Raw genomic sequence first — 19,422 nt, 5'->3', positions numbered from 1 at the left:
ACGATTAGCCTCTTCTTATGAAGAGGTTTTTTATTTGTAAAGGAGTGATACGATGATTACGGCAACATATTTGATTCATGATGACAAAGATTTGGCGAAAAAAGCGGAGGGGATTGCGCTTGGGCTTACGGTAGGATCGTGGACCGATTTGCCGCAACTTGAACAAGAACAGTTGAAAAAACATAAAGGGGTTGTAGAGTCGATTGAACAGCTTGAGGAAGATGAGCGGGTCAATACGTATTTCGGGAAGCGATTGAAACGGGCGCTCGTGCGCATTTCGTATCCGAGCGTCAATTTTAGTGCCGATTTTCCAGCGATTTTGACGACGACGTTTGGCAAATTGTCGCTTGATGGAACGATTAAACTTGTTGACCTGACGTTTTCTGACGAATTAAAACGAGCATTTCCTGGTCCGCGCTTTGGCATTGATGGCATTCGTGAAAAGCTTGGTGTTTTTGACCGTCCGCTTGTCATGAGCATTTTTAAAGCGGTGATCGGTCGCGATTTGCGATATGTGACCGAGCAATTAAAACAGCAAGCGCTCGGCGGTGTCGATCTTGTGAAAGACGATGAAATTTTGTTTGAAAACGACTTGACGCCGTTTGAAAAACGCATCGTCGCAGGAAAAGAAGCGTTACAAGACGTGTACGAACAAACAGGGCATCGGACGTTATATGCGGTCAATTTAACAGGGAAAACGTTTGAGCTAAAAGAAAAAGCGAAGCGGGCGGCGGAGCTCGGCGCGGACGTGTTGTTGTTTAACGTGTTTACATACGGGCTTGATGTATTGCAAGCGCTTCGCGAAGACGATGACATTCGTTTGCCGATCATGGCGCATCCGTCATTTAGCGGCGCGATCGCTTCATCGCACGTATATGGAGTGAGCTATGCGCTTCTTCTTGGCAAACTGTTGCGCATGGCAGGAGCGGACTTTTCGCTTTTCCCATCTCCGTACGGAAGCGTAGCGCTTGAAAAAGAACAGACGCTTGCGATTGCCGACGAACTGACGAAAGAAGAGCCGTTCGTCCGCGCGTTCCCTGTCCCATCGGCCGGCATTCATCCGGGACTTGTGCCGCTTTTAGTTCGCGATTTTGGCATCGATTCAGTCATTAACGCAGGCGGCGGGGTGCACGGTCATCCAGCCGGAGCGGTTGGCGGCGGGCAAGCGTTTCGAGCGGCAGTTGAAGCGGTGCTTTCAGGGCGTTCGCTTCATGAAGCGGCAAAAGAAAACGAACCGTTGCGACAAGCGCTTCATTTATGGGGGAGCGCATCATGAAGCCAGTCATTTTTTGCGACTTTGACGGGACGATTACGTTAAACGATAACATTATTGCGGTGATGAAACAGTTCGCCCCACCGGAGTGGGAAGCGATCAAAGACGATATACTTGCGCAAAGATGTTCCGTACAACAAGGCGTTGGGCGCATGTTTTCCCTTTTGCCGTCGTCATTGAAAGAAGAAATTGTGCAATTTTTGCTTGACACTGCCCGCATTCGCGACGGATTTTCCGAGTTTGTCGCATGGACGAAACAACAACATATGCCGCTTTATATCGTCAGCGGCGGCATCGATTTTTTCGTTTATCCGTTGTTAGACGGGTTCATTGAAAAAGAACGCATTTTTTGCAATCGCGCGGACTTTCGCGGCGAAACGATTCAAATTACATGGCCGTATGCATGCGATGAACATTGTCAAAATGAATGCGGCTGTTGCAAGCCGTCTCTTCTTCGTAAACTCGCACCAAAAGGGGCGAAAACGATTGTGATTGGCGATTCGATTACGGATTTAGCGGCGGCAAAATTAGCGGATCATGTCATCGCCCGCGACTTTTTGCTTGAAAAATGCCGTGAGCTTCATTTACCGCATACGCCGTTTACGACGTTTTATGATGTCATCGATGCGTTAAAAGAAAGCGAGGTGATCGCATGAGGCAAAAAAAATGGGAAGAGCTTGCGGAGGTGAAACGAGAACTAGCGGCGCGCGATTGGTTTATGGGAACAAGCGGCAATTTGTCGCTCAAAGTGAGCGATGAGCCACTTACGTTTCTTGTCACTGCAAGCGGCAAAGATAAACGAAAAGAGACGGCGGAAGATTTTTTACTCGTCGGTGCCGACGGACAGCCAGCGGAAGCGACGTCTCTCAAACCGTCAGCAGAGACGCTTCTTCACGTCCACATTTACAACAAAACGAACGCTGGCTGCGTTTTGCATGTGCATACCGTTGACAACAACGTCATTTCGGAATGGTACGGCGATGAAGGAGAAGTCGTTTTTACGAATCAAGAAATCATTAAAGCGTTCGGGTTATGGGAAGAAGATGCGGTATTTCGCATTCCGATTATTCCGAATTTCGCCCATATTCCGACGTTGGCGAATGAATTTGCGAAACATGTGCACGAAAGTAACGGGGCGGTACTTATTCGCAACCACGGCATTACCGTTTGGGGAAAAGATGCGTTTGAAGCGAAAAAATGGCTAGAAGCGTGCGAGTTTTTATGTCAGTACCACGTCAAATTATTACTTTTAAAACGATAAGGGGGAGTAAGTATGGCAGTGATTAAAGTGCGCAATACAGGAGAAGTGATTGAAGGAAAGGAAAACGTCGCTGCGTTTTTAAATCAGCAAGGTGTGTTGTACGAACATTGGGATGCAAGTAAACTTCCAACGCATCTGCAAAACAAATTTGTATTAACAGACGAAGAAAAAGCGGACATTTTAGCCGCGTTTCAATCCGAAATTGAAGATTTAGCGAAGCGAAGAGGCTATCAAGCGTGGGACGTTGTTGCCCTCTGCGAACAAACACCAAATTTAGAAGAGCTATTGAAAAAATTTGAACAAGTGCACACGCACACGGAAGATGAAGTGCGTGCAATCGTCGCAGGACATGGCATTTTCGTCATTAAAGGAGACGAAAACACAGGATATTTTGACGTGGAACTTGAAGCAGGAGACGTCATTTCCGTGCCAGAAGGAAATCCACATTTCTTTACATTAATGGACGATCGTCAAGTCGTTGCCGTTCGGTTATTTATCGATCCATCCGGTTGGGTTGCCCATCCATATGAAGAAAAAGAAGGGGAATAACACCCCTTCTATTTTTTTGTAAACAATATGACGCCTGCAATGGTGACGAATGAACCGATCCATTGGGGCAACGTCAACGTTTCCCCAAGCAGTATGTATGCAAATAAGGCAGTAAAAAGCGGATTAAAATTTAAAAACATGCCTGCTGTCGTAGCACCGACCCGTTTGACGCCGACGTTCCAAAGAAACATCGCAAGCACCGTCGCCCCGACGCTCGTATATAAAAGCGCAAGCGAAAAGGAGACGTTGACGTCATGAACGGAAAAAGAAGAAAGAAACGGCAACAATCCGATGACGCCAAATACGCCAGACCAAAACGTCGCCGCAAGCGGAGAGTACGATGTCATCACCGCCTTCGCACAGGCTGAATAAACGCCCCACATGATGACCGCTGCGATCATCCATAAATCGCCGATGTTTACATCCGCTAAACGATGCAGTTGCCCGTGCGTCATGACGATGAGTACCCCGATCAGTGAAACGATCATCGCGAGCCATTGTCGCAACGTCAGTTTGTCACGATAGACGACATAGGCAACGAGCGCGATCGCCATCGGATTTAACGTCGAAATTAAACCGACATGATCCGCTGACGTATAGCGAAGCGCTTGAAACATCAACACGTTAAACAACACGACGCCCGAAAGCCCCATCGCAATCAAAGGAACGATGCCGCGCGTTTGTAGGCGGATCGATCGCTCTTTTTTTAAAACGATCGGAAATAAAAAAAGGACCGCAATCGTCCAGCGAATAAACGTCAACGTGAGTGGGGAGGCGTGAGCGACAAGCAATTTGCTTGCGACAAAGTTTCCTCCCCATAATGCGCTTGTCAATAAAAGAAGCATATAATATTTCGACATGTCAATCATCCTTTAAAATGTTTCAATTAAAAATACCATCACTAATAGTCCGATAATAAAAGCGTACGTTGACGATTGTTCATTCCCATCGCCATGGCTTTCAGGAATTAATTCTTTATAAATAATAAACAACATCGCTCCAGCCGCAAACGCTAATCCGTAAGGGACGAGCGCATCGACGACAGACGTTAAATAAAAGCCGATGACGGAAGCGACAAGTTCAATCATTCCTGTTCCTGTTGCCATCAAAAACGCTTTTCCTTTTGAAATATGTTGGTTAAATAAAAAAAGCGCAACGAGCAATCCTTCAGGCGCGTTTTGGAAGCCGATCGCAAGCGCAATTAAATCGCCAATATGCGTTTGTTCGCCGGAAGCGTAGCTCACGCCGACAGATAGTCCTTCTGGAATGTTGTGAAGCGTAATTGCCGCAAGCACAAGCAACGCTTTTTTGTCCATTTTTACGCCGCTTTCAGTATGCGCTAAATCGATGTGCGGCACGATTTTTTCAAGAAACGTTAAGGCGAGCACACCGCCGCACAATCCAACCGTTAAGGCAAGAAACGTTCCGGAAGAAAGCGCTTCTGGAATTAATCCAAGCATGGACGCGGCCATCATGACACCTGCTGTAAAAGCGAGCAACATGTCGCGCCATTGATGTGTTAGCGAGCGCGACAAAAACAAAATAGGAACAGCGCCAGCTCCTGTGGCTAGCGCAGATAGCGTGCTTCCGATCAGCATGTCGACCATAATCATCCTCCTAACGGAAAACGAACAGTAATCGTCGTTCCTTTCTTTTCTATGCTATGAATGTCGATCGTTCCTTCGTGCATGTCTATAATGCGTTTACATACGACGAGCCCAAGCCCTGTCCCTGTTTGTTTAGACGTGACAAACGGTTGGAATAGCTTGTCGCTCACATGTTTCGGAATGCCGCTTCCTGTATCTTTGACGTGCAATATGCCGAAGTTTCCTTGTTTTTCGAGAGAAATGGTCAGTTCGCCACCATGCGGCATCGCTTCTATCGCATTTTTTGCTAAATTTAAGACGACTTGCTTCAAATGGTCTTTCGAACAACGAATCGGAAGCGGTACGTCTGCACGTTGAAACGAATAGATGACGTTATGGAAATGCGCTTGCGACTCAATCATCGGATGAATGCTTTGGACGATATGATTTAAATCGCACATTTCAAGCTTTTGTGCCGTCGGTTTGCCGAGAATTAAAAATTCGTTGACGATATCGTTAATGCGTGTAATTTCGTTTTGAATGACGGAAAAATAAAGTTGTGATTCGTTATCTTTATGTTTTTCACTTAATAGTTGAATAAACCCTTTAATGCCAGCGAGCGGGTTGCGAATTTCGTGCGCCGTGCTTGCGGCAAGTGTACCGATGAGCTCAAGCTTTTGCGCTTCCGTTTCCATTCGTTCGACGATCGTTTGCCGTTTTAATAGCGAATATTGAATGAACAACCAAATAATATGGATGATCACAATAAGCGACAAGATATAAGGAAGGGAAGCTTGTATCTTTTGTTTCATATTGACGTGCGGCACGTTCGCTTCAATCGTCCATGGCGCTTGATTTAAATGAACGCTTACCGTTTGTTGTGATGCTTGAAGTTTGTTTGTCGCAAGAAGAACCGCTCCATGTTCATCATATAAACGAAAAGAAGCGTTCGGATAAACGATTTTCATGCGATGCTTCATATACTCTGTGCGCAACTCCGCCACGAAAAAGCCAACCGTCTCGTTCGTCTGCTCATTGATAATCGGCGTGATAATTGTCGGTATCCGATTGCTGTCGATCATCGTCTGTTTCGTCAGTTTCGCTAAGCGCATCGTCGCATTTGTACTTTCAGAAACGAACGAAATGCGTTGAAAACGAACGTCTTGTTTTTGCATTTGTTGCAATATGTCGTTTATTTCTTCCTTTTTTAATGTCGCAATATGTTTGCTTACAACGATCGCTAACGTTTCAAGGCGAACGGTCGTTTCCGTTAGAAAACGGTCTAAATCATTTTTATGTATATTTGCAAACAGTTTCGTTTCTTCAAGCAACTGTTGTTGCTGTTGTTCGTCCTGCCAAAGCAAAATCCATACGCTGCCGATGACACACGGCAACATGACAAACAAGACGTACAACCATCGCTTTTTTCTCTCTCTCCCCATATATGCTCCCTCAACAAAACAAAATTCAAGGAATATTATAGCATAAATATGAGAAAAAGACGGAAAAAATCATTGGTGTAAGCAGGGGATTTTTGCTCGGATAGGAAGGATGAAAAATAAAAAGACTAAATTGTTCGTATACGGAGGAATTGTAACTGATCCATTCGGCTAATCAATGACCATTTATTATTCTTTGCTTGTCCGAAACAATGCTGGGAGACGAAAAATATGAACCCCCAGCACTAAAGTACTGGGGCAAAAACGATGATTTCCCCGCTAACGGGGTGAAATGGCCTGCGACGTGGCAGGCAACTTATCATTAGTTTATGATTCTATTGACGGTAATATGCAAAAAGAGGAACCATTTAGGCTCCTCTCCGTTGCAAAAACAAACGAATCCACGTTTTTTTACGTGTGAAATAGTCTGTGACGAGACAGACAACTTATTTTGTAATCTAAGTATAGAAAAAAACTAGGGAAGTGTCAATACGCTGTAAGTTCGTTACAGGTCAAATACCCACTTTACACGGTTCATAATCTTATTTAAGTCATCATCGTTTATATTGCCGATATGTTGTTTTAATCGTACTTTGTTGACGGTCGTTAATTCTTCCACCTTTACCGCGGAAGTCTGCGCTAAAAACGGATACACTTCCTTTTGAAGAAAGTAATGTGTCTTTAAACGAGGTACTACCTTGGTTTTTCCTTTTCGATCTGTAATCGTTTTTGTTTTTAACTTTGTCGACAGAGGAGCTATCTTAACGCTTCCAGATGTACGGTTAATCCAGTCATTGGAAATAACAAGCACCGGTCGCTCTCCATTTTGTTCTGTGCCTATATTTTCTCCGAGTTCACAAGTGAAAATAGCTCCTCGTATGATTGGGCGCTTCATTTGTGTTTGCTCATTCTCAATCCATTCATTTGCTAAAGCAATCTTCTTTGGATGCCATTCATCTAGTTTTTCCTTTTTGTCCACTTTTTTTAAACGTAAACGTTCGCGTTGAATTGTATCTGATTCCATCTTCTCCTACGTCCCCCTCGTTTTATATATCACGCTCATGATTGTATCACATTTCAACAACCGTTCAATCGGATTCAAGACGGTGGAAGAAAGAGAAAATGGAGTACAGCGCCTTCGCCATGATCAAGGAATGCTTGCAACAGGTATTCATGCAGAAGTCACTATTTCAAGTTGCATGTATATGACAAAATCACCTTCTTCAACTTGCCAATGATATACTGTGAGCAGCTGAAGAAGGTGGGCTTTTTCTTGCTAGCGATATGTTCAAAATGACGGGGGATTTGTTATGCCGACTGTTTTTGTTTGTTCGTTTCTTCGCTTTGTTGTTTGACAACAAGCGGGTAAAAAAGCAAGCTGCTTGCAAGCAAGGCGATGCCGAGTAAAAATGTTTTCATATCGGCTGTTCCGGCTTTCACAAGCCAAATGGAGTAAACGGTCGCAAGCACGGCGATCGTTCCGTCGATCATTCGTTCTTGCATCGTGCGATACGTTTCTCCTGTCCAAACGAGCTTCAATTGGTAAACGGAAGCGATGACGTATGGAACGAGATACGATAATGTCGCAATGTAAATGACGAAATCAAACGCTGCCGCCATCGAGTTGGAAATTGTTGAAAAAATGAATAGTTGCGCAATCATATTCGAGACGATTAAAGAAAAGCGCGGCATTCCGTTTTTATTTTCTTGTAAAAAGGCACGAATGAACAACTGTTGTTTTGCGGCTTGATACGGCACTTCCGCACTTAAAAAAATCCAACCGAGCGTAGAGCCGATTAAGCTAATTAAACCGAGCCCGGCAAGCAGTTGCGATCCGATCGGTCCTAACACCGTTCCGATCGCATCGACGAGCGGTTTTTCCGACTGCATGAGCACCTCTTGTTTTAACAATCCCATCACGAGCACGCTAATGCCGACGTAAATCGCTAAGGCGATAAATAAACCGACAATGGTCGCGCGTTTCACATCGCTTTGTTTGCGCGCGCGCGAAGCAAAGACGATCGCCGATTCAATACCGATAAACGCCCAAAGCGTGCTTAATGCGACGTTGTTAATTTGCGAAAGAAGACCGAGCGTATGCCCTGCTTCATCGTAACGCGGAGCAACAAACGGTTGGATATAGCTTTTTTCAAAGGCGAACAATCCGATCACAATGAATAAGAAAAAGCCGAGCACTTTCGTTGCTGTTGCGACGAAATTTAATTTTCCAGCGTTTTCGGCTCCTTGTAAAATAATCGCATGCATCACCCATAAAAGTGCCGTACAAACGAGAAACGTCAGTAAATTTCCAAGTTTTAACGTCAATGAACCAGCGGAAAAGACGACATGTTCGCTCGTTAAAACAGGGAAAAACGTTGATAAGTAACTAGCAAACGTCGTAATGATGGCGACGTTTCCAGCAACGTTTCCGATCCAATAACCCCAAGATGACATAAAGCCGGATAAAATCGACGCATTTGAGCCTTTTGGAAACAGCTCTTTCGCATAAATTTGCGGTCCGCCATTTAATTCTGGTTTTCGAATCGCTAAGTTACCAAAAATAATCGCAATCATTAACACCCCAGCACCCGTCAACAGCCATCCGAGCAACACGCCAGCAGGGCTTGCGGCTTCCGCAAGCGAACGAGGAAGCATAAAAATACCAGATCCGACCATGTTACCGACAACGAGCGCTGTCAATACCCAAAAGCCGAGTTTTTGTTGTTTCATGTTTTTCATCCTTTCGTTCATAAAATATACGGTGCATACGGTAGAGCGCTGTTGTCGTGCACTTTTTCAAATAAAAAAGTGCACCCTAAGTTTTCAACGGGTGCACAATATATGACACATCCGCATCAAACTTAAGATCGATAGCTCTCCACCGCATGCGCGATGACAGTCCTGCACCTATTCGGCAACAGACCCAGCTTATAGCGCCAGAGCACGCTATAAACTTCGGCGACAAATCCTTTCATCTCACTTCCTCGACGTCTCTGCGCCTCCATGAAACTACTATTATTTGCCGCGACCTCTATCTCATCTTAGTTGACGAGAAAGATTTCGTATGAAATTGACGTTACTATCGTACAAAAATCTTTTCGTTTCGTCAATGAAAAATTTTTCGCACATATGTACAAGAAGGAAATGGAACGTATATAATTAAAGTGAGTACTCACTCACTTTAATGAAAGCGAGGGAACATGATGGCGATTCAATTGCAACGCGTAAGTAAACAGTTTCATAAAAAAGAAGTCATTCATGACGTGTCACTAGAAGTAAATGAAGGAGAAATTTTCGGCATCCTCGGTCCATCTGGGGCGGGGAAAACGACGCTCGTCAAAATGATCGCAGGCATCGATATGGCGACAGAAGGGACGATTCATGTACTCGGTGCGCGCATGCCGAATTTGCAAACGATGGCGCGCCTCGGATTTATGGCACAATCCGATGCGCTATACGGGGAGTTAACGGCACTTGAAAATTTAGACTTTTTCGCCTCGATTTATGGACTAAAAGGGAAGAAGAAAAAAGAGCGCATCGAAGAAGTGTTGCAGCTTGTCAATTTAACGGACGATAGGAAAAAAGCGGTTCATCAATATTCTGGCGGAATGAAACGCCGTCTTTCGCTAGCGGCCGCGCTTCTTCATGAACCGGAAGTACTAATTTTAGACGAGCCGACCGTCGGGATCGATCCGCTTCTTCGGCAAGCGATTTGGGAAGAACTTGAACGCATTCGTCAACGCGGCACGACGATCGTTGTGACGACGCACGTCATGGATGAAGCAGAAAAATGTATGCGGTTGGCGATGATTCGCGATGGACGGTTGATTGCCGTCGGCAGTCCAGACGAATTAAAGAAACAAACAGGCACAACGACGTTAGAACGAGCATTTTTACATTTTGGGGGGGCATATGCATGAGAATTCAAGCGATTGTCGTTCGCATTATTCGTCAGTTTTTTCGCGATAAACGAACGGTTGCGTTAATGATTGTTGCACCGATGTTTGTATTGTTTTTAATGGACTTAGTGTTTAACGGAGAACAATATGAACCGCATATCGCGGTTGATGCAAACGTGCCACAGCCGTTGCAAGACGCATTAAAACAAGCAGATGCGCATGTGACGACGATGACAAAAGCGAAGGCGATGGACGAACTAGATGAGCAACAAATTGACGCGTTCATTGAAATGAAGGAAACCGCTTTCCGTCTGACGCTTGAAGGAAGCGATCCATCTATCAGCAAAACGGTGCTGCTCATGACGGTGCAAAAAGCAGCACAAAAGCTTATGCCGCCGACGAAACAACCATTTGCGATCGACACGGTATATATGCACGGCTCAGAAAACATGGCGTTATTTGACAATTTCGGTCCGGTATTAATCGGCTTTTTCATTTTCTTTTTCGTCTTTTTAATTGCAGGGGTGTCGTTTTTGCGCGAGCGGACGAGCGGCACGCTTGAGCGTTTGTTAGCGACGCCGTTAAAACGATGGGAAATTGTGATCGGTTACGTCATCGGCTTTGGCATATTTACGACGATTCAAGCAAGCCTGATTTCTTTGTTTGCGATTCACGTCTTAGACATGATGATGGAAGGGTCGTTTTCGTATGTGCTGCTCATTACGTTTTTATTGGCGATGACGGCGCTCACGTTAGGAACGTTATTATCGGCATTTGCGAACAACGAATTGCAAATGATTCAATTTATTCCGCTCGTCGTCGTTCCACAAGTTTTTTTCTCAGGGCTATTTCATTTAGAAACGATGGAGCCGTGGCTTCGTTCTGTTAGCTTCGCCATGCCGTTATATTACGGGGCAGATGCGTTAAGAGAAATTATGATTCGCGGAAAAGGGTTTGAAGCAATCGCCTTCGACGTATACGTTTTGATTAGTTTTTCTCTTTTATTTATGATATTAAATGTATTAGCATTAAAGAAATATCGAAAGTTGTGAGGGTATGATGGACGAACGGCAACAGTTGTTTCATTTATTAAACGTCGATGGACAACAGTTAAGCGAAAAACAAATCAATATTTTACAAGCGGCCATTGACATGTTTGCAGAAAAAGGATACGCCGCGACGTCGACGAGCGAAATTGCGAAGCGGGCAGGGGTAGCGGAAGGAACGATTTTTCGTCATTATAAAACGAAAAAAGATTTGTTGTTGGCGATCGTTAAACCGACGTTATTTCAATCGGTTGCGCCGTTTTTAGCGAAAAAGTTTGTGAAAGACGTATTTGAAAACGAATATGAACATTATGAGCAGTTTGTGCGCGCCGTTTTTCAAAATCGGTATGAATTTGTGAAAACGTATTTGCCTGCGATTCGTATATTATGGCAGGAAATGTCATTTCACGATGACATTAAAGCGCAGTTTCAAACAATTTTTATCAATCATGTGTACGAAAAGTTTAAACAAATTGTCGAGCATTTTCAACAAAAAGGGGAGCTTGTTCCACTTCCGCCGGAGACGATTATTCGCTTGACGATTACGACAATCGCAGGGTTTTTATTCACTCGTTTTCTTCTCATGCCCGACGGTCCGTGGGATGATGAACAGGAGATGGAGCGGACGATTCAGTTTTTGATGAATGGACTAAAAGCCTAATCCATGTGCGGATTAGGCTTTTTCATGTTTCACAACGATGCGATCGTCTTCTACATCAATGTGGATTGTACGAACATGTTCTTCATCAAGCAACACGTCGGCAATTTGGTCTTCGACATGTTCTTGCATGACGCGGCGGAGTGGACGAGCGCCAAATGTCGGATGATAACCAAGGTCAGCTAATTTTTCTTTCGCTTTGTCGCTCATTGTAACGGTTATCTGTTGTTCAGAAAGCGTGCGTTGCAATTCAGCGAACATGAGGTCAACGATTTGCAACATGTGCGCTTTTTCAAGCGGTTTAAATTCGATAATGGCATCGAGACGGTTTAAAAATTCCGGTTTGAAGTATAGGCTGAGACGTTGAAGCAAGTCGCCTTCGACATTCGTCCCTGCGTTTGATGTCATAATGATGACTGTATCTTTAAAGCTGACGGTACGACCTTGGCTATCTGTTAAACGACCGTCTTCTAAAATTTGCAAGAACATATGTTGCACGTCTGGATGCGCTTTTTCCATTTCATCAAGCAAGATGATGCTGTAAGGGTTGCGGCGCACTTTTTCCGTTAATTGACCGGCTTCTTCATGGCCAATGTAGCCAGGAGGTGCACCGATGAGTTTGGCGACCGCATGTTTTTCCATATATTCGCTCATGTCTAAGCGAATCATCGCATCTTTAGAGCCGAACAATTGTTCAGCAAGCGTCTTCGACAATTCTGTTTTACCGACGCCAGTCGGACCGACGAATAAGAACGAACCGATCGGACGGTTTTTCGCTTTTAAGCCAGCGCGGCTTCTGCGAATCGCTTTTGCGATTTTTTTCACGGCTTCTTCTTGACCGATGACTTTTTTCGCTAAGTTTTCTTCTAAATGTTTCATTTTTGCTTGTTCATCAGCTTGTAGTTTGCCGACTGGGATGCCTGTTTTTTCTTCAATGATTTGTTGAATGTGCATGACGTCTACTACCGGTTGCTCAGCTTGTCCGTTTTGTTGTAATTGTTTTTCAAGTTGCAATTCTTCGGTGCGCAATTTGGCAGCGAGTTCGTAATTTTCTTCTTGCGCCGCTTTTTCTTTTTCTTTTCTTAATTGTTCGAGACGTTGTTCGATGGCTTCTTTATTTGTCGGTGTCGCTTTTAAGCTCACTTTTGAACCCGCTTCGTCTAACAAGTCAATCGCTTTATCAGGAAGGAAGCGGTCTTGAATGTAGCGATGCGACAAAGTGACGCATGCGTGAATCGCTTCATCTGTATATTTGACTTGATGGAATTGTTCATATTTTGGCTGAATGCCTTTTAAAATATCAATCGCTTGTTCGATTGTCGGTTCGTGAACGATGACCGGTTGGAAGCGACGTTCAAGCGCAGCGTCTTTTTCGATTTGACGATATTCTTTTAACGTTGTTGCGCCGATGATTTGCAATTCTCCGCGGGCAAGCGTCGGTTTTAATATGTTGCTTGCGTCCATTGAGCCTTCTGCCGATCCGGCACCGACAAGTAAATGAATTTCATCGATGAATAAAATGACGTTTTTCCGTTGCTGTAATTCAGCAATTAATTGTTTCATTCGCTCTTCAAATTGACCGCGAATGCCTGTGTTTGCGACTAAGGAAGCGACATCGAGCACGTACACTTCTTTGTTTAATAGTTTCGATGGAACAGATCCTTCAACGATTTTAAGCGCTAATCCTTCGACGATCGCCGTTTTACCAACGCCCGGTTCACCGATTAACACCGGATTGTTTTTATTGCGACGATTTAAAATTTCAATGACGCGTTCAATTTCTTTATCGCGTCCGATGACAGGATCGATTAGTCCTGCTTTCGCTAATTGCGTTAAGTTGCGACCGAATTGGTCAAGCAATCCGTTTCGTTTCGGTTGTTGTTCTTGTTGTTGGGCGTGGGAAACTGTTCGTTCAGCAAGCGGTGCGAAGAAGTCGGAGAACAATTGATCAAAACGATCGAAGTGGAATCCTGCTGGCACTTTTAATTGTTGTTTTTGTTTTTCATAGCACGCCTCGCAAAGGTGTAATTGTTGTTTGTCGTTGTTTACTTGCACATGTAAAAAGATGTTTGCTTCATTTTGTTTACATACTTGGCACATCATAGGCACCAACCTCCTTTTTGACTTTGACTATATTTGACCTTTCTGACTTTATTATAATTTGACCTTTTTTGACTTTCAAGACCTTTTTTAAAAAAAAATAAAAATTTTTTTCGTGACGAAAAAAAACTGCCGCGATGGGCAGTTATAAAAGCTTCGTCAGTTTGTCTGTAATTTTGACCATATGTTGTTGTACTTGGTGAAGTTCGTCGATTGCTTCGGCGCTATCGTTTATTTTTTCCGCCACTTCTTGAAGCATATGAACCATCTCTAACACTGAGTTTGTAATATGATTCAGCTGTTCGGAAATATCTTCGGCGGAATGTTTGCTTTTTTCTGCCATTTTGCGTACTTCTTCTGCGACGATCGCAAAGCCACGTCCGTGTTCGCCAGCGCGAGCCGCTTCGATAGCGGCGTTTAATCCGAGCAAATTCGATTGCATCGCGATGTCTTTCACGAACGAAATGACGCCTTGAATTTCTTCTGTGCTTTTGCTTACTTTTTCCGCTTTTTCACTCAACTGTTTCACGTGATTGTTGATTAAGCGCGCCGTTTGTTGAATATCGCTCGTGCTCGCGTTCATTTCTTCAAGTAAACTAGCAAACTCTTCATTTAACGTCTGTTGCCGGTCGGTGACATCGGTGGCGATTTTAAAAACCGCTTGCAATTGCCCTTGTTCGTCTAACACCGGAGTATAGAGCGCTTCTAGCCATATATGTTTGCCGTGTCGGGTGACGCGTTGCACCGTGCCGTAAAACGGCTGTTTGTTTTTTAGGCGATTCCAAAATTGTGTATACTCGTAGCTGTTTGCGTATTCTGGAAGGCAAAATTGACGGTGGGATAAACCGAGCAATTGTTGCTCCGTGTAGCCCATCGCTTGAAGAAATACATCGTTTGCCCATAATACTGTTGTATCTGGGCGAAATAAAATCATCGCAAATGAGTGGCACATCGATTCAAATACGCGCTCTAAATCGAGCGGAATCGTATGTAACTTCATGTCATCCCTCCTAAACATATGATAGATCTATTGTACTATGATTCATCATATAACGGCAATTGAACGTACACAGTCGTTCCTTTTCCTTGTTCGCTTTCAAAGCGAATTGATCCGCCGTGTAGTTTTACAATTTGCTTGACGATCGCAATGCCAAGACCTGTGCCGCCATGTTCGCGCGAGCGGGAGCGGTCGGTTCGGAAAAATCGTTCGCCTAATCGTTCGATGTCTTGTTTCGACATTCCTTGTCCCGAATCGGAAATGACGAGCTCGCACATCGGATGTTTGTTTACGGTACATAACGACATGTTGCCGCCAGAAGGGGTGTAGCGCAATGCATTATCAAGCAAGTTTTGCAACACTTGTTCGATGCGATCGGGGTCGCCATCGACGACTAAGTCATGGTCGACATCGAGGGAAAGGTGAATGCGTTTTTCTTGTAAAAGCGGCTCGTATTTTTCCATCGTTTCTTCGATGAGCTGTGCGATCGAAAACGGGGTGCGCACGAGCGGATATGTGCCTTCTAATTGTGCCAAATCAAGCAAATCGCGCACGAGACGTTGCATGCGGCTCGCCTCGCGGTGAATGAGCTTCATATATTTTTTTTGTTGTTCTTCGTCTTTCACTACCCCGTCTAATAACGCTTCGCTATATCCTTTCACATAGCTTAACGGCGTGCGCAATTCGTGGGAAACGTTCGCTAAAAATTCTTTTTTTCGCTCATCTTCTTTGGCGAGCGCATGCGCCATTTGATTGAACGCCTTCGCTAATTGTCCGATTTCATCTTCCGTTTCGACATCCACATGGACAGAAAAATCGCCTTGTGAGACGCGATAGGCCGCTTGTTGCATATGTTGCAACGGTTTTGTGAAATGCATCGCAATTTTTCGTCCGACAAATACCGTAATGAATAAAAAAAGGCTACCGCCGATCATGACGAACGTTTGAATGCGCTCGAGCACATCTTCAATGGATGCAAGCGGAACGTACAAATATAAAATGCCCATGAGGCGATGTTCGTCTAATAGCGGAATGATGATGCCGACGATTTGGCGGTCAAACGTTTGTTCATATCCTTTTTTCGTTACCGTTTTCCCGGCAAGCAGTTGTTGCCGTTCTGCTTCGCTAATGACGGAGTGATGATCGACTTCAAACGGCAAACAGGCGCTTAATTCACGCGGATTGTTGACGAGCACAATTTCTGTATCGGATATGTCATTGATAAAGGAAACGGTGTTGCGAAACGAGTCTGTCAGCGCACCGCCGTCATATTTTTCCGCAATGTTCATTCCTTCTTGCAATAAACGTTGTTCGACGTGTGAAATATAAATATTTTCATATATATACACAGCAACCGTATATAAAAGCAACACCGCAAGCACTAAAAAAGCGCTAATCGTGAGCCATAGTTTTTGTTGTAGAGAAAGAGAATTAAACCGTTTCATCAAATTTATATCCCACTCCCCATACCGTTTGGATGAGTTGCCCCGCTTCACCTAATTTAATGCGCAACGTTTTAATATGCGTATCGACCGTGCGCGTGCTGCCGACGTAATGAATGCCCCAAACGCGATCTAACAGCTGTTCACGCGTAAATACTTGACCGCGATGTTTTAAAAATAACACGAGCAATTCAAATTCTTTTAACGTTAATAGAACATGGTTTCCGTTGACCGTGACTTTTCGAGCTTTTTCATCGACAACGATCGGACCTGCTTCATATTGCGGAGTTGCCTCAGTCCCTTTCGTTCGTCGAAGTACAGCATGAACGCGCGCCACGACTTCATTCGGGCTAAACGGTTTTACGATGTAGTCGTCTGCGCCAATTTTCAGCCCATATACACGATCCCATTCATCGCTTCGTGCCGTTAAAAAAATGATCGGCACTTGCGAACGCTCGCGCACGTGCATGCAAAAACGGTAGCCGTCGAGTTTTGGCATCATAATATCAAGTAAAATTAAATCGACATGTCTTCGTCCGAATTGGGCAAGCCCTGCTTCGCCATCGTCCGCCTCGATGCACGTAAATCCTTCTGGCTCTAAATATAGGCGAAGTAGCTCGCGCATCTCTTTTTCATCGTCAATAATTAAAATCGTTGCCACGCTTATTCCCCCTTTGCATCACGAAAAAAGATATAAAACGGTCCATGTCCGACAGAAACGGTATTTGTTTGTTTGAACGTTTTTTCATCGACAAAAATTAATTCATTGCTGTCGTAACTTGCGATGACGAGATCGCTTTTCGCCTTTGTCATCGCAAACGGATTGGCGCCAACATCAAGCGAGCGCATCATACGTTTTGTTTTTGGTTCAAATGCATACAACATATTCGATCCGTGACAAAGAGCGTATATCGCTTCGTTTGTTTGAACGAATTGAATCGGCATCGTTTCTGCTCTTACACGTGTGAGCAACCGTCCGTCGACAAGTGAATGAACGTACACTTCTTGTTGAATCGTTGCTCCGCTACCATGCCCGCCGACCCATAGTTCATTCGTTTCGGGAACGACGAAGCCGCTGACGGCGGAATCGAGCGTATCGACCGTTCGTGTCACTCGTTTTGTCGTTTGATCAATAAATGAAATCGCACCGTTTTTAAAATGAATAACGATCCATTGGCGATGTTTATCGTCTTCTACGATTGAAAAAGGGGACAGCGGAGTGGTGATCACTTTTTTCACTTTTCCATCAAACGTCATGATTGACACCGTTCCTTTTTTTTCGTTGACGACGAGCAAGTGACGTTCGGTGACAAGTACATCCGTTATCCCTTTTTCAACGTTCCATCGTCTCGTTTCTGTTCCGGTTGATAACGTATAGGCGATCATTTCGTCCATGTCTTGTCCGAATAAAACGATCGTATCTCCGTCCGGAAGAAGTGCTGCTTTTGTGATTGGTTTTTTCATTTGCCATGTTGTCATGACTTGTTTCGTGTTATAATCAATAAATGACAAGCTTTGTTCTTTTATATTTACGACGCCAATGATCGCCTCGTCCCGTTTGATCGGGGGGTACGTTTGTGAGGTGCAGCTCGTTAATAACATCACGATCATCAGCCAAAGAAAGAAACGAACTTGCATTGTACGAGTCCTCCATCGCGTTTTAATACTATTGTAGCAAATAGTTGTGAATATTTTGTGAAACTATTGTAACATGGAAGGGGATAAACATGAAAAAATGGTTGTTGTTGTTTTCGTTCGTTTTGCTTGTTGTCGCCGGTTGTGCGAGCAAGGCGGAAGAAGAAGAGTTGGCGTATTTAGACGTCAACATGGCGGTGGAAGAAAAGCTTCCGGCTAATCAAGAAGTCGAACTCGCTTGTTTTGTGACATATGGCGATGAAAAAGTAACGGATGCATCAGAAGTGAAATTTGAAGTATGGAAACATGGCACAGAAGACCGACAAATGATTGAAGGAAAACATGTCGGCGACGGAAAATATGTCGCGCGCTATACGTTTGCAACGAAAGGAACGTATGCGGTTGTGGCGCATGTGACGGCGAAAAATATGCATAATATGCCAAAAATCGATGTAGTGGTAGAATAAACGGCGGAAAATATTCGCCGTTTTTTTTTCATATATATAGAAAAAATGGACGAGTGGGGGAGAGCGTATGTGGATGCGGGCGGTTCAAATTGCGTTTGTGTATGTCGGAACGGTTGTTGGGGCTGGATTTGCGACCGGAAAAGAAATTGTGCAATTTTTTACGCAATACGGTGCAATTGGGTTTGTGACTATTGCGACAAGCGGGGGGCTATTTATTTTTTTCGGAACGCGTTTAATGATGATGGCCGCTCGGCTTCATGCCCGTTCATATGAACAGTTGAATGCGTATTTGTTTGGGAAATTCGGTTTTCTCGTCAATCTCTTTATGTTTGTTGTGTTATTTAGCGTGACATCGGTCATGTTGTCAGGGGCGGGGGCGGTGTTTGAAGAACAGCTTCATATGCCGGCATATGTTGGGCTTGTGCTCACGATCATTCTCGCCTTTGTGACGATGTTATTTGGTTTAAACGGTATTTTAAGCGTCAATATGATTGTCGTGCCGATGATGGTGATATTTAGTTTAAGTATTGCGATAATGAACGGAAGCGACGTCGTATGGACGAAGCCACCGCTTGCTGCTTTTTTTTCTCCGTTTGCGTATGTGGCGTTTAATTTAGCGATGGCGCAAGTCGTTCTCGTTCCGCTTGCAACGGAAGTAAAAGATGAACAGACGATCCGTCTCGGTGGTTGGCTCGGTGGCATGTTGCTTATGTTTATTTTATTTAGCAGTCATGTTGCTCTTTCATTGTTGCCGCAATTGTCCTCTTACAGCATTCCGATGGCGGAAGTAGTGAAACGTTCGCTTGCTTCGTTTTACTCGTTATACGTCGTGATTATTTATGGGGAAATTTTCACCTCGTTTATTGCAGGGGTGTTCGGCTTGCATCGGAAATTGGCGCTTTTTTTTCAGCAGCCGACATTTATCCTTATTGTGCTTTTGCTAGCGATGTATGCGTTTAGCTTAATCGGATATCATGCGCTTCTTACTTTTTTATATCCTTTGTTTGGATATATGAGCATTATTTTTATTTTCTTGCTTTTCTATCGAAAAATGCCTAGCTAGAAAAAAA

General features: G+C 44.2%; 19 protein-coding genes and 1 riboswitch. Of the genes, 9 read left to right on the top strand and 10 right to left on the bottom strand.

The features are described 5' to 3' along the window. Positions 1–52: 52 nt before the first annotated feature. The 4 genes from mtnW to EKC99_RS01645 are packed head-to-tail and all read left to right on the top strand — an operon-like array spanning position 53 to position 3,083. Entirely contained in the window at positions 53–1,276 is a 1,224-nt protein-coding gene (gene mtnW, locus EKC99_RS01660; protein WP_009362521.1) for a 2,3-diketo-5-methylthiopentyl-1-phosphate enolase, read from the top strand. Beyond that, a complete protein-coding gene (locus EKC99_RS01655; RefSeq protein ID WP_033383316.1) occupies positions 1,273–1,929 on the top strand; it encodes a 2-hydroxy-3-keto-5-methylthiopentenyl-1-phosphate phosphatase in 657 nt (218 codons plus the stop codon). Before mtnW ends, EKC99_RS01655 begins: the two co-directional genes overlap by 4 nt. After that, the gene (locus EKC99_RS01650; RefSeq protein WP_009362523.1) at positions 1,926–2,534 is read left to right on the top strand and encodes a methylthioribulose 1-phosphate dehydratase; all 609 of its coding nucleotides are present in this window, start codon (positions 1,926–1,928) and stop codon (positions 2,532–2,534) included. Before EKC99_RS01655 ends, EKC99_RS01650 begins: the two co-directional genes overlap by 4 nt. A 12-nt stretch (positions 2,535–2,546) precedes the next feature. Further along, positions 2,547–3,083, top strand: a complete 537-nt coding sequence (locus EKC99_RS01645) for a 1,2-dihydroxy-3-keto-5-methylthiopentene dioxygenase (RefSeq protein WP_163150163.1) — start codon at positions 2,547–2,549, stop codon at positions 3,081–3,083. A gap of 8 nt (positions 3,084–3,091) precedes the next feature. Here the strand turns inward: EKC99_RS01645 and EKC99_RS01640 are convergent, their stop codons facing one another. From EKC99_RS01640 to EKC99_RS01620, 5 genes are all read right to left on the bottom strand, one after another. Next, positions 3,092–3,943, bottom strand: a complete 852-nt coding sequence (locus EKC99_RS01640; RefSeq protein WP_009362525.1) for a DMT family transporter — start codon at positions 3,941–3,943, stop codon at positions 3,092–3,094. 12 nt (positions 3,944–3,955) lie between these two features. Then, positions 3,956–4,690 (bottom strand): ZIP family metal transporter, encoded by a 735-nt coding sequence (locus tag EKC99_RS01635; RefSeq protein ID WP_163150160.1) that lies wholly within the window; start codon positions 4,688–4,690, stop codon positions 3,956–3,958. Between the two features lie 2 nt (positions 4,691–4,692). Beyond that, positions 4,693–6,111, bottom strand: coding sequence for an ATP-binding protein (locus EKC99_RS01630; RefSeq protein WP_163150158.1), 1,419 nt, complete (start codon positions 6,109–6,111; stop codon positions 4,693–4,695). Between the two features lie 502 nt (positions 6,112–6,613). Then, positions 6,614–7,132 (bottom strand): type II toxin-antitoxin system PemK/MazF family toxin, encoded by a 519-nt coding sequence (locus EKC99_RS01625; RefSeq protein ID WP_163150155.1) that lies wholly within the window; start codon positions 7,130–7,132, stop codon positions 6,614–6,616. Positions 7,133–7,416: 284 nt separating this feature from the next. Next, entirely contained in the window at positions 7,417–8,838 is a 1,422-nt protein-coding gene (locus EKC99_RS01620; protein ID WP_136260318.1) for an amino acid permease, read from the bottom strand. A gap of 133 nt (positions 8,839–8,971) precedes the next feature. Beyond that, positions 8,972–9,150: riboswitch (Lysine riboswitch) on the bottom strand. A 161-nt stretch (positions 9,151–9,311) separates the two neighbouring features. On the opposite strand from EKC99_RS01620, the gene EKC99_RS01615 reads away from it, so the two are divergent. From EKC99_RS01615 to EKC99_RS01605, 3 genes are read left to right on the top strand one after another with little or no spacing between them, the layout of a single operon-like run. After that, a complete protein-coding gene (locus tag EKC99_RS01615) occupies positions 9,312–10,028 on the top strand; it encodes an ABC transporter ATP-binding protein (protein ID WP_205597783.1) in 717 nt (238 codons plus the stop codon). Beyond that, complete coding sequence (locus EKC99_RS01610) at positions 10,025–11,059, top strand: ABC transporter permease (RefSeq protein ID WP_163150149.1); 1,035 nt, start codon at positions 10,025–10,027, stop codon at positions 11,057–11,059. The genes EKC99_RS01615 and EKC99_RS01610 overlap by 4 nt, the downstream gene beginning before the upstream one ends. 7 nt (positions 11,060–11,066) lie before the next feature. Continuing rightward, positions 11,067–11,714, top strand: coding sequence for a TetR/AcrR family transcriptional regulator (locus EKC99_RS01605; RefSeq protein ID WP_009362735.1), 648 nt, complete (start codon positions 11,067–11,069; stop codon positions 11,712–11,714). A gap of 12 nt (positions 11,715–11,726) precedes the next feature. Here the strand turns inward: EKC99_RS01605 and EKC99_RS01600 are convergent, their stop codons facing one another. From EKC99_RS01600 to EKC99_RS01580, 5 genes are all read right to left on the bottom strand, one after another. Next, a complete protein-coding gene (locus EKC99_RS01600; protein ID WP_163150147.1) occupies positions 11,727–13,814 on the bottom strand; it encodes an ATP-dependent Clp protease ATP-binding subunit in 2,088 nt (695 codons plus the stop codon). 142 nt (positions 13,815–13,956) lie between these two features. Next, on the bottom strand, positions 13,957–14,811 hold the full coding sequence (locus EKC99_RS01595; RefSeq protein ID WP_035064150.1) for a methyl-accepting chemotaxis protein: 855 nt from the start codon (positions 14,809–14,811) through the stop codon (positions 13,957–13,959). A 35-nt stretch (positions 14,812–14,846) separates the two neighbouring features. Next, positions 14,847–16,253 (bottom strand): sensor histidine kinase, encoded by a 1,407-nt coding sequence (locus tag EKC99_RS01590; RefSeq protein WP_163150144.1) that lies wholly within the window; start codon positions 16,251–16,253, stop codon positions 14,847–14,849. Then, positions 16,240–16,911, bottom strand: coding sequence for a response regulator transcription factor (locus tag EKC99_RS01585; RefSeq protein WP_163150141.1), 672 nt, complete (start codon positions 16,909–16,911; stop codon positions 16,240–16,242). The genes EKC99_RS01590 and EKC99_RS01585 overlap by 14 nt, the downstream gene beginning before the upstream one ends. Positions 16,912–16,913: 2 nt before the next feature. Beyond that, positions 16,914–17,888, bottom strand: coding sequence for a YncE family protein (locus EKC99_RS01580; RefSeq protein ID WP_163150138.1), 975 nt, complete (start codon positions 17,886–17,888; stop codon positions 16,914–16,916). 89 nt (positions 17,889–17,977) lie between these two features. Here EKC99_RS01580 and EKC99_RS01575 point away from each other — a divergent pair, with 89 nt between their 5' ends. Both EKC99_RS01575 and EKC99_RS01570 read left to right on the top strand, forming a co-directional pair. After that, positions 17,978–18,352 carry a FixH family protein gene (locus tag EKC99_RS01575; protein WP_163150135.1) on the top strand — a complete coding sequence of 125 codons (375 nt, stop codon included), beginning with the start codon at positions 17,978–17,980 and terminating at the stop codon, positions 18,350–18,352. Positions 18,353–18,419: 67 nt separating this feature from the next. Further along, complete coding sequence (locus EKC99_RS01570) at positions 18,420–19,415, top strand: YkvI family membrane protein (protein WP_163150132.1); 996 nt, start codon at positions 18,420–18,422, stop codon at positions 19,413–19,415. Positions 19,416–19,422 lie beyond the last annotated feature (7 nt).

The organism is Anoxybacillus sp. MB8, from assembly GCF_011006755.1.
Classification (GTDB): Bacteria; Bacillota; Bacilli; order Bacillales; family Anoxybacillaceae; genus Anoxybacillus; species Anoxybacillus gonensis.
Note: the sequence above shows the minus strand (reverse complement) of the source record. Positions and strands in the feature narration are given on the sequence as shown.

What these genes read in the sequence shown, in the direction of transcription:
- mtnW (WP_009362521.1), top strand. Translation starts at nt 53, where the DNA reads ATGATTACGGCAACATATTTGATTCATGATGACAAAGATTTGGCGAAA.
- EKC99_RS01655 (WP_033383316.1), top strand. Translation starts at nt 1,273, where the DNA reads ATGAAGCCAGTCATTTTTTGCGACTTTGACGGGACGATTACGTTAAAC.
- EKC99_RS01650 (WP_009362523.1), top strand. Translation starts at nt 1,926, where the DNA reads ATGAGGCAAAAAAAATGGGAAGAGCTTGCGGAGGTGAAACGAGAACTA.
- EKC99_RS01645 (WP_163150163.1), top strand. Translation starts at nt 2,547, where the DNA reads ATGGCAGTGATTAAAGTGCGCAATACAGGAGAAGTGATTGAAGGAAAG.
- EKC99_RS01640 (WP_009362525.1), bottom strand. Translation starts at nt 3,943, where the DNA reads ATGTCGAAATATTATATGCTTCTTTTATTGACAAGCGCATTATGGGGA.
- EKC99_RS01635 (WP_163150160.1), bottom strand. Translation starts at nt 4,690, where the DNA reads ATGGTCGACATGCTGATCGGAAGCACGCTATCTGCGCTAGCCACAGGA.
- EKC99_RS01630 (WP_163150158.1), bottom strand. Translation starts at nt 6,111, where the DNA reads ATGGGGAGAGAGAGAAAAAAGCGATGGTTGTACGTCTTGTTTGTCATG.
- EKC99_RS01625 (WP_163150155.1), bottom strand. Translation starts at nt 7,132, where the DNA reads ATGGAATCAGATACAATTCAACGCGAACGTTTACGTTTAAAAAAAGTG.
- EKC99_RS01620 (WP_136260318.1), bottom strand. Translation starts at nt 8,838, where the DNA reads ATGAAACAACAAAAACTCGGCTTTTGGGTATTGACAGCGCTCGTTGTC.
- EKC99_RS01615 (WP_205597783.1), top strand. Translation starts at nt 9,312, where the DNA reads ATGGCGATTCAATTGCAACGCGTAAGTAAACAGTTTCATAAAAAAGAA.
- EKC99_RS01610 (WP_163150149.1), top strand. Translation starts at nt 10,025, where the DNA reads ATGAGAATTCAAGCGATTGTCGTTCGCATTATTCGTCAGTTTTTTCGC.
- EKC99_RS01605 (WP_009362735.1), top strand. Translation starts at nt 11,067, where the DNA reads ATGGACGAACGGCAACAGTTGTTTCATTTATTAAACGTCGATGGACAA.
- EKC99_RS01600 (WP_163150147.1), bottom strand. Translation starts at nt 13,814, where the DNA reads ATGATGTGCCAAGTATGTAAACAAAATGAAGCAAACATCTTTTTACAT.
- EKC99_RS01595 (WP_035064150.1), bottom strand. Translation starts at nt 14,811, where the DNA reads ATGAAGTTACATACGATTCCGCTCGATTTAGAGCGCGTATTTGAATCG.
- EKC99_RS01590 (WP_163150144.1), bottom strand. Translation starts at nt 16,253, where the DNA reads ATGAAACGGTTTAATTCTCTTTCTCTACAACAAAAACTATGGCTCACG.
- EKC99_RS01580 (WP_163150138.1), bottom strand. Translation starts at nt 17,888, where the DNA reads ATGCAAGTTCGTTTCTTTCTTTGGCTGATGATCGTGATGTTATTAACG.
- EKC99_RS01575 (WP_163150135.1), top strand. Translation starts at nt 17,978, where the DNA reads ATGAAAAAATGGTTGTTGTTGTTTTCGTTCGTTTTGCTTGTTGTCGCC.
- EKC99_RS01570 (WP_163150132.1), top strand. Translation starts at nt 18,420, where the DNA reads ATGTGGATGCGGGCGGTTCAAATTGCGTTTGTGTATGTCGGAACGGTT.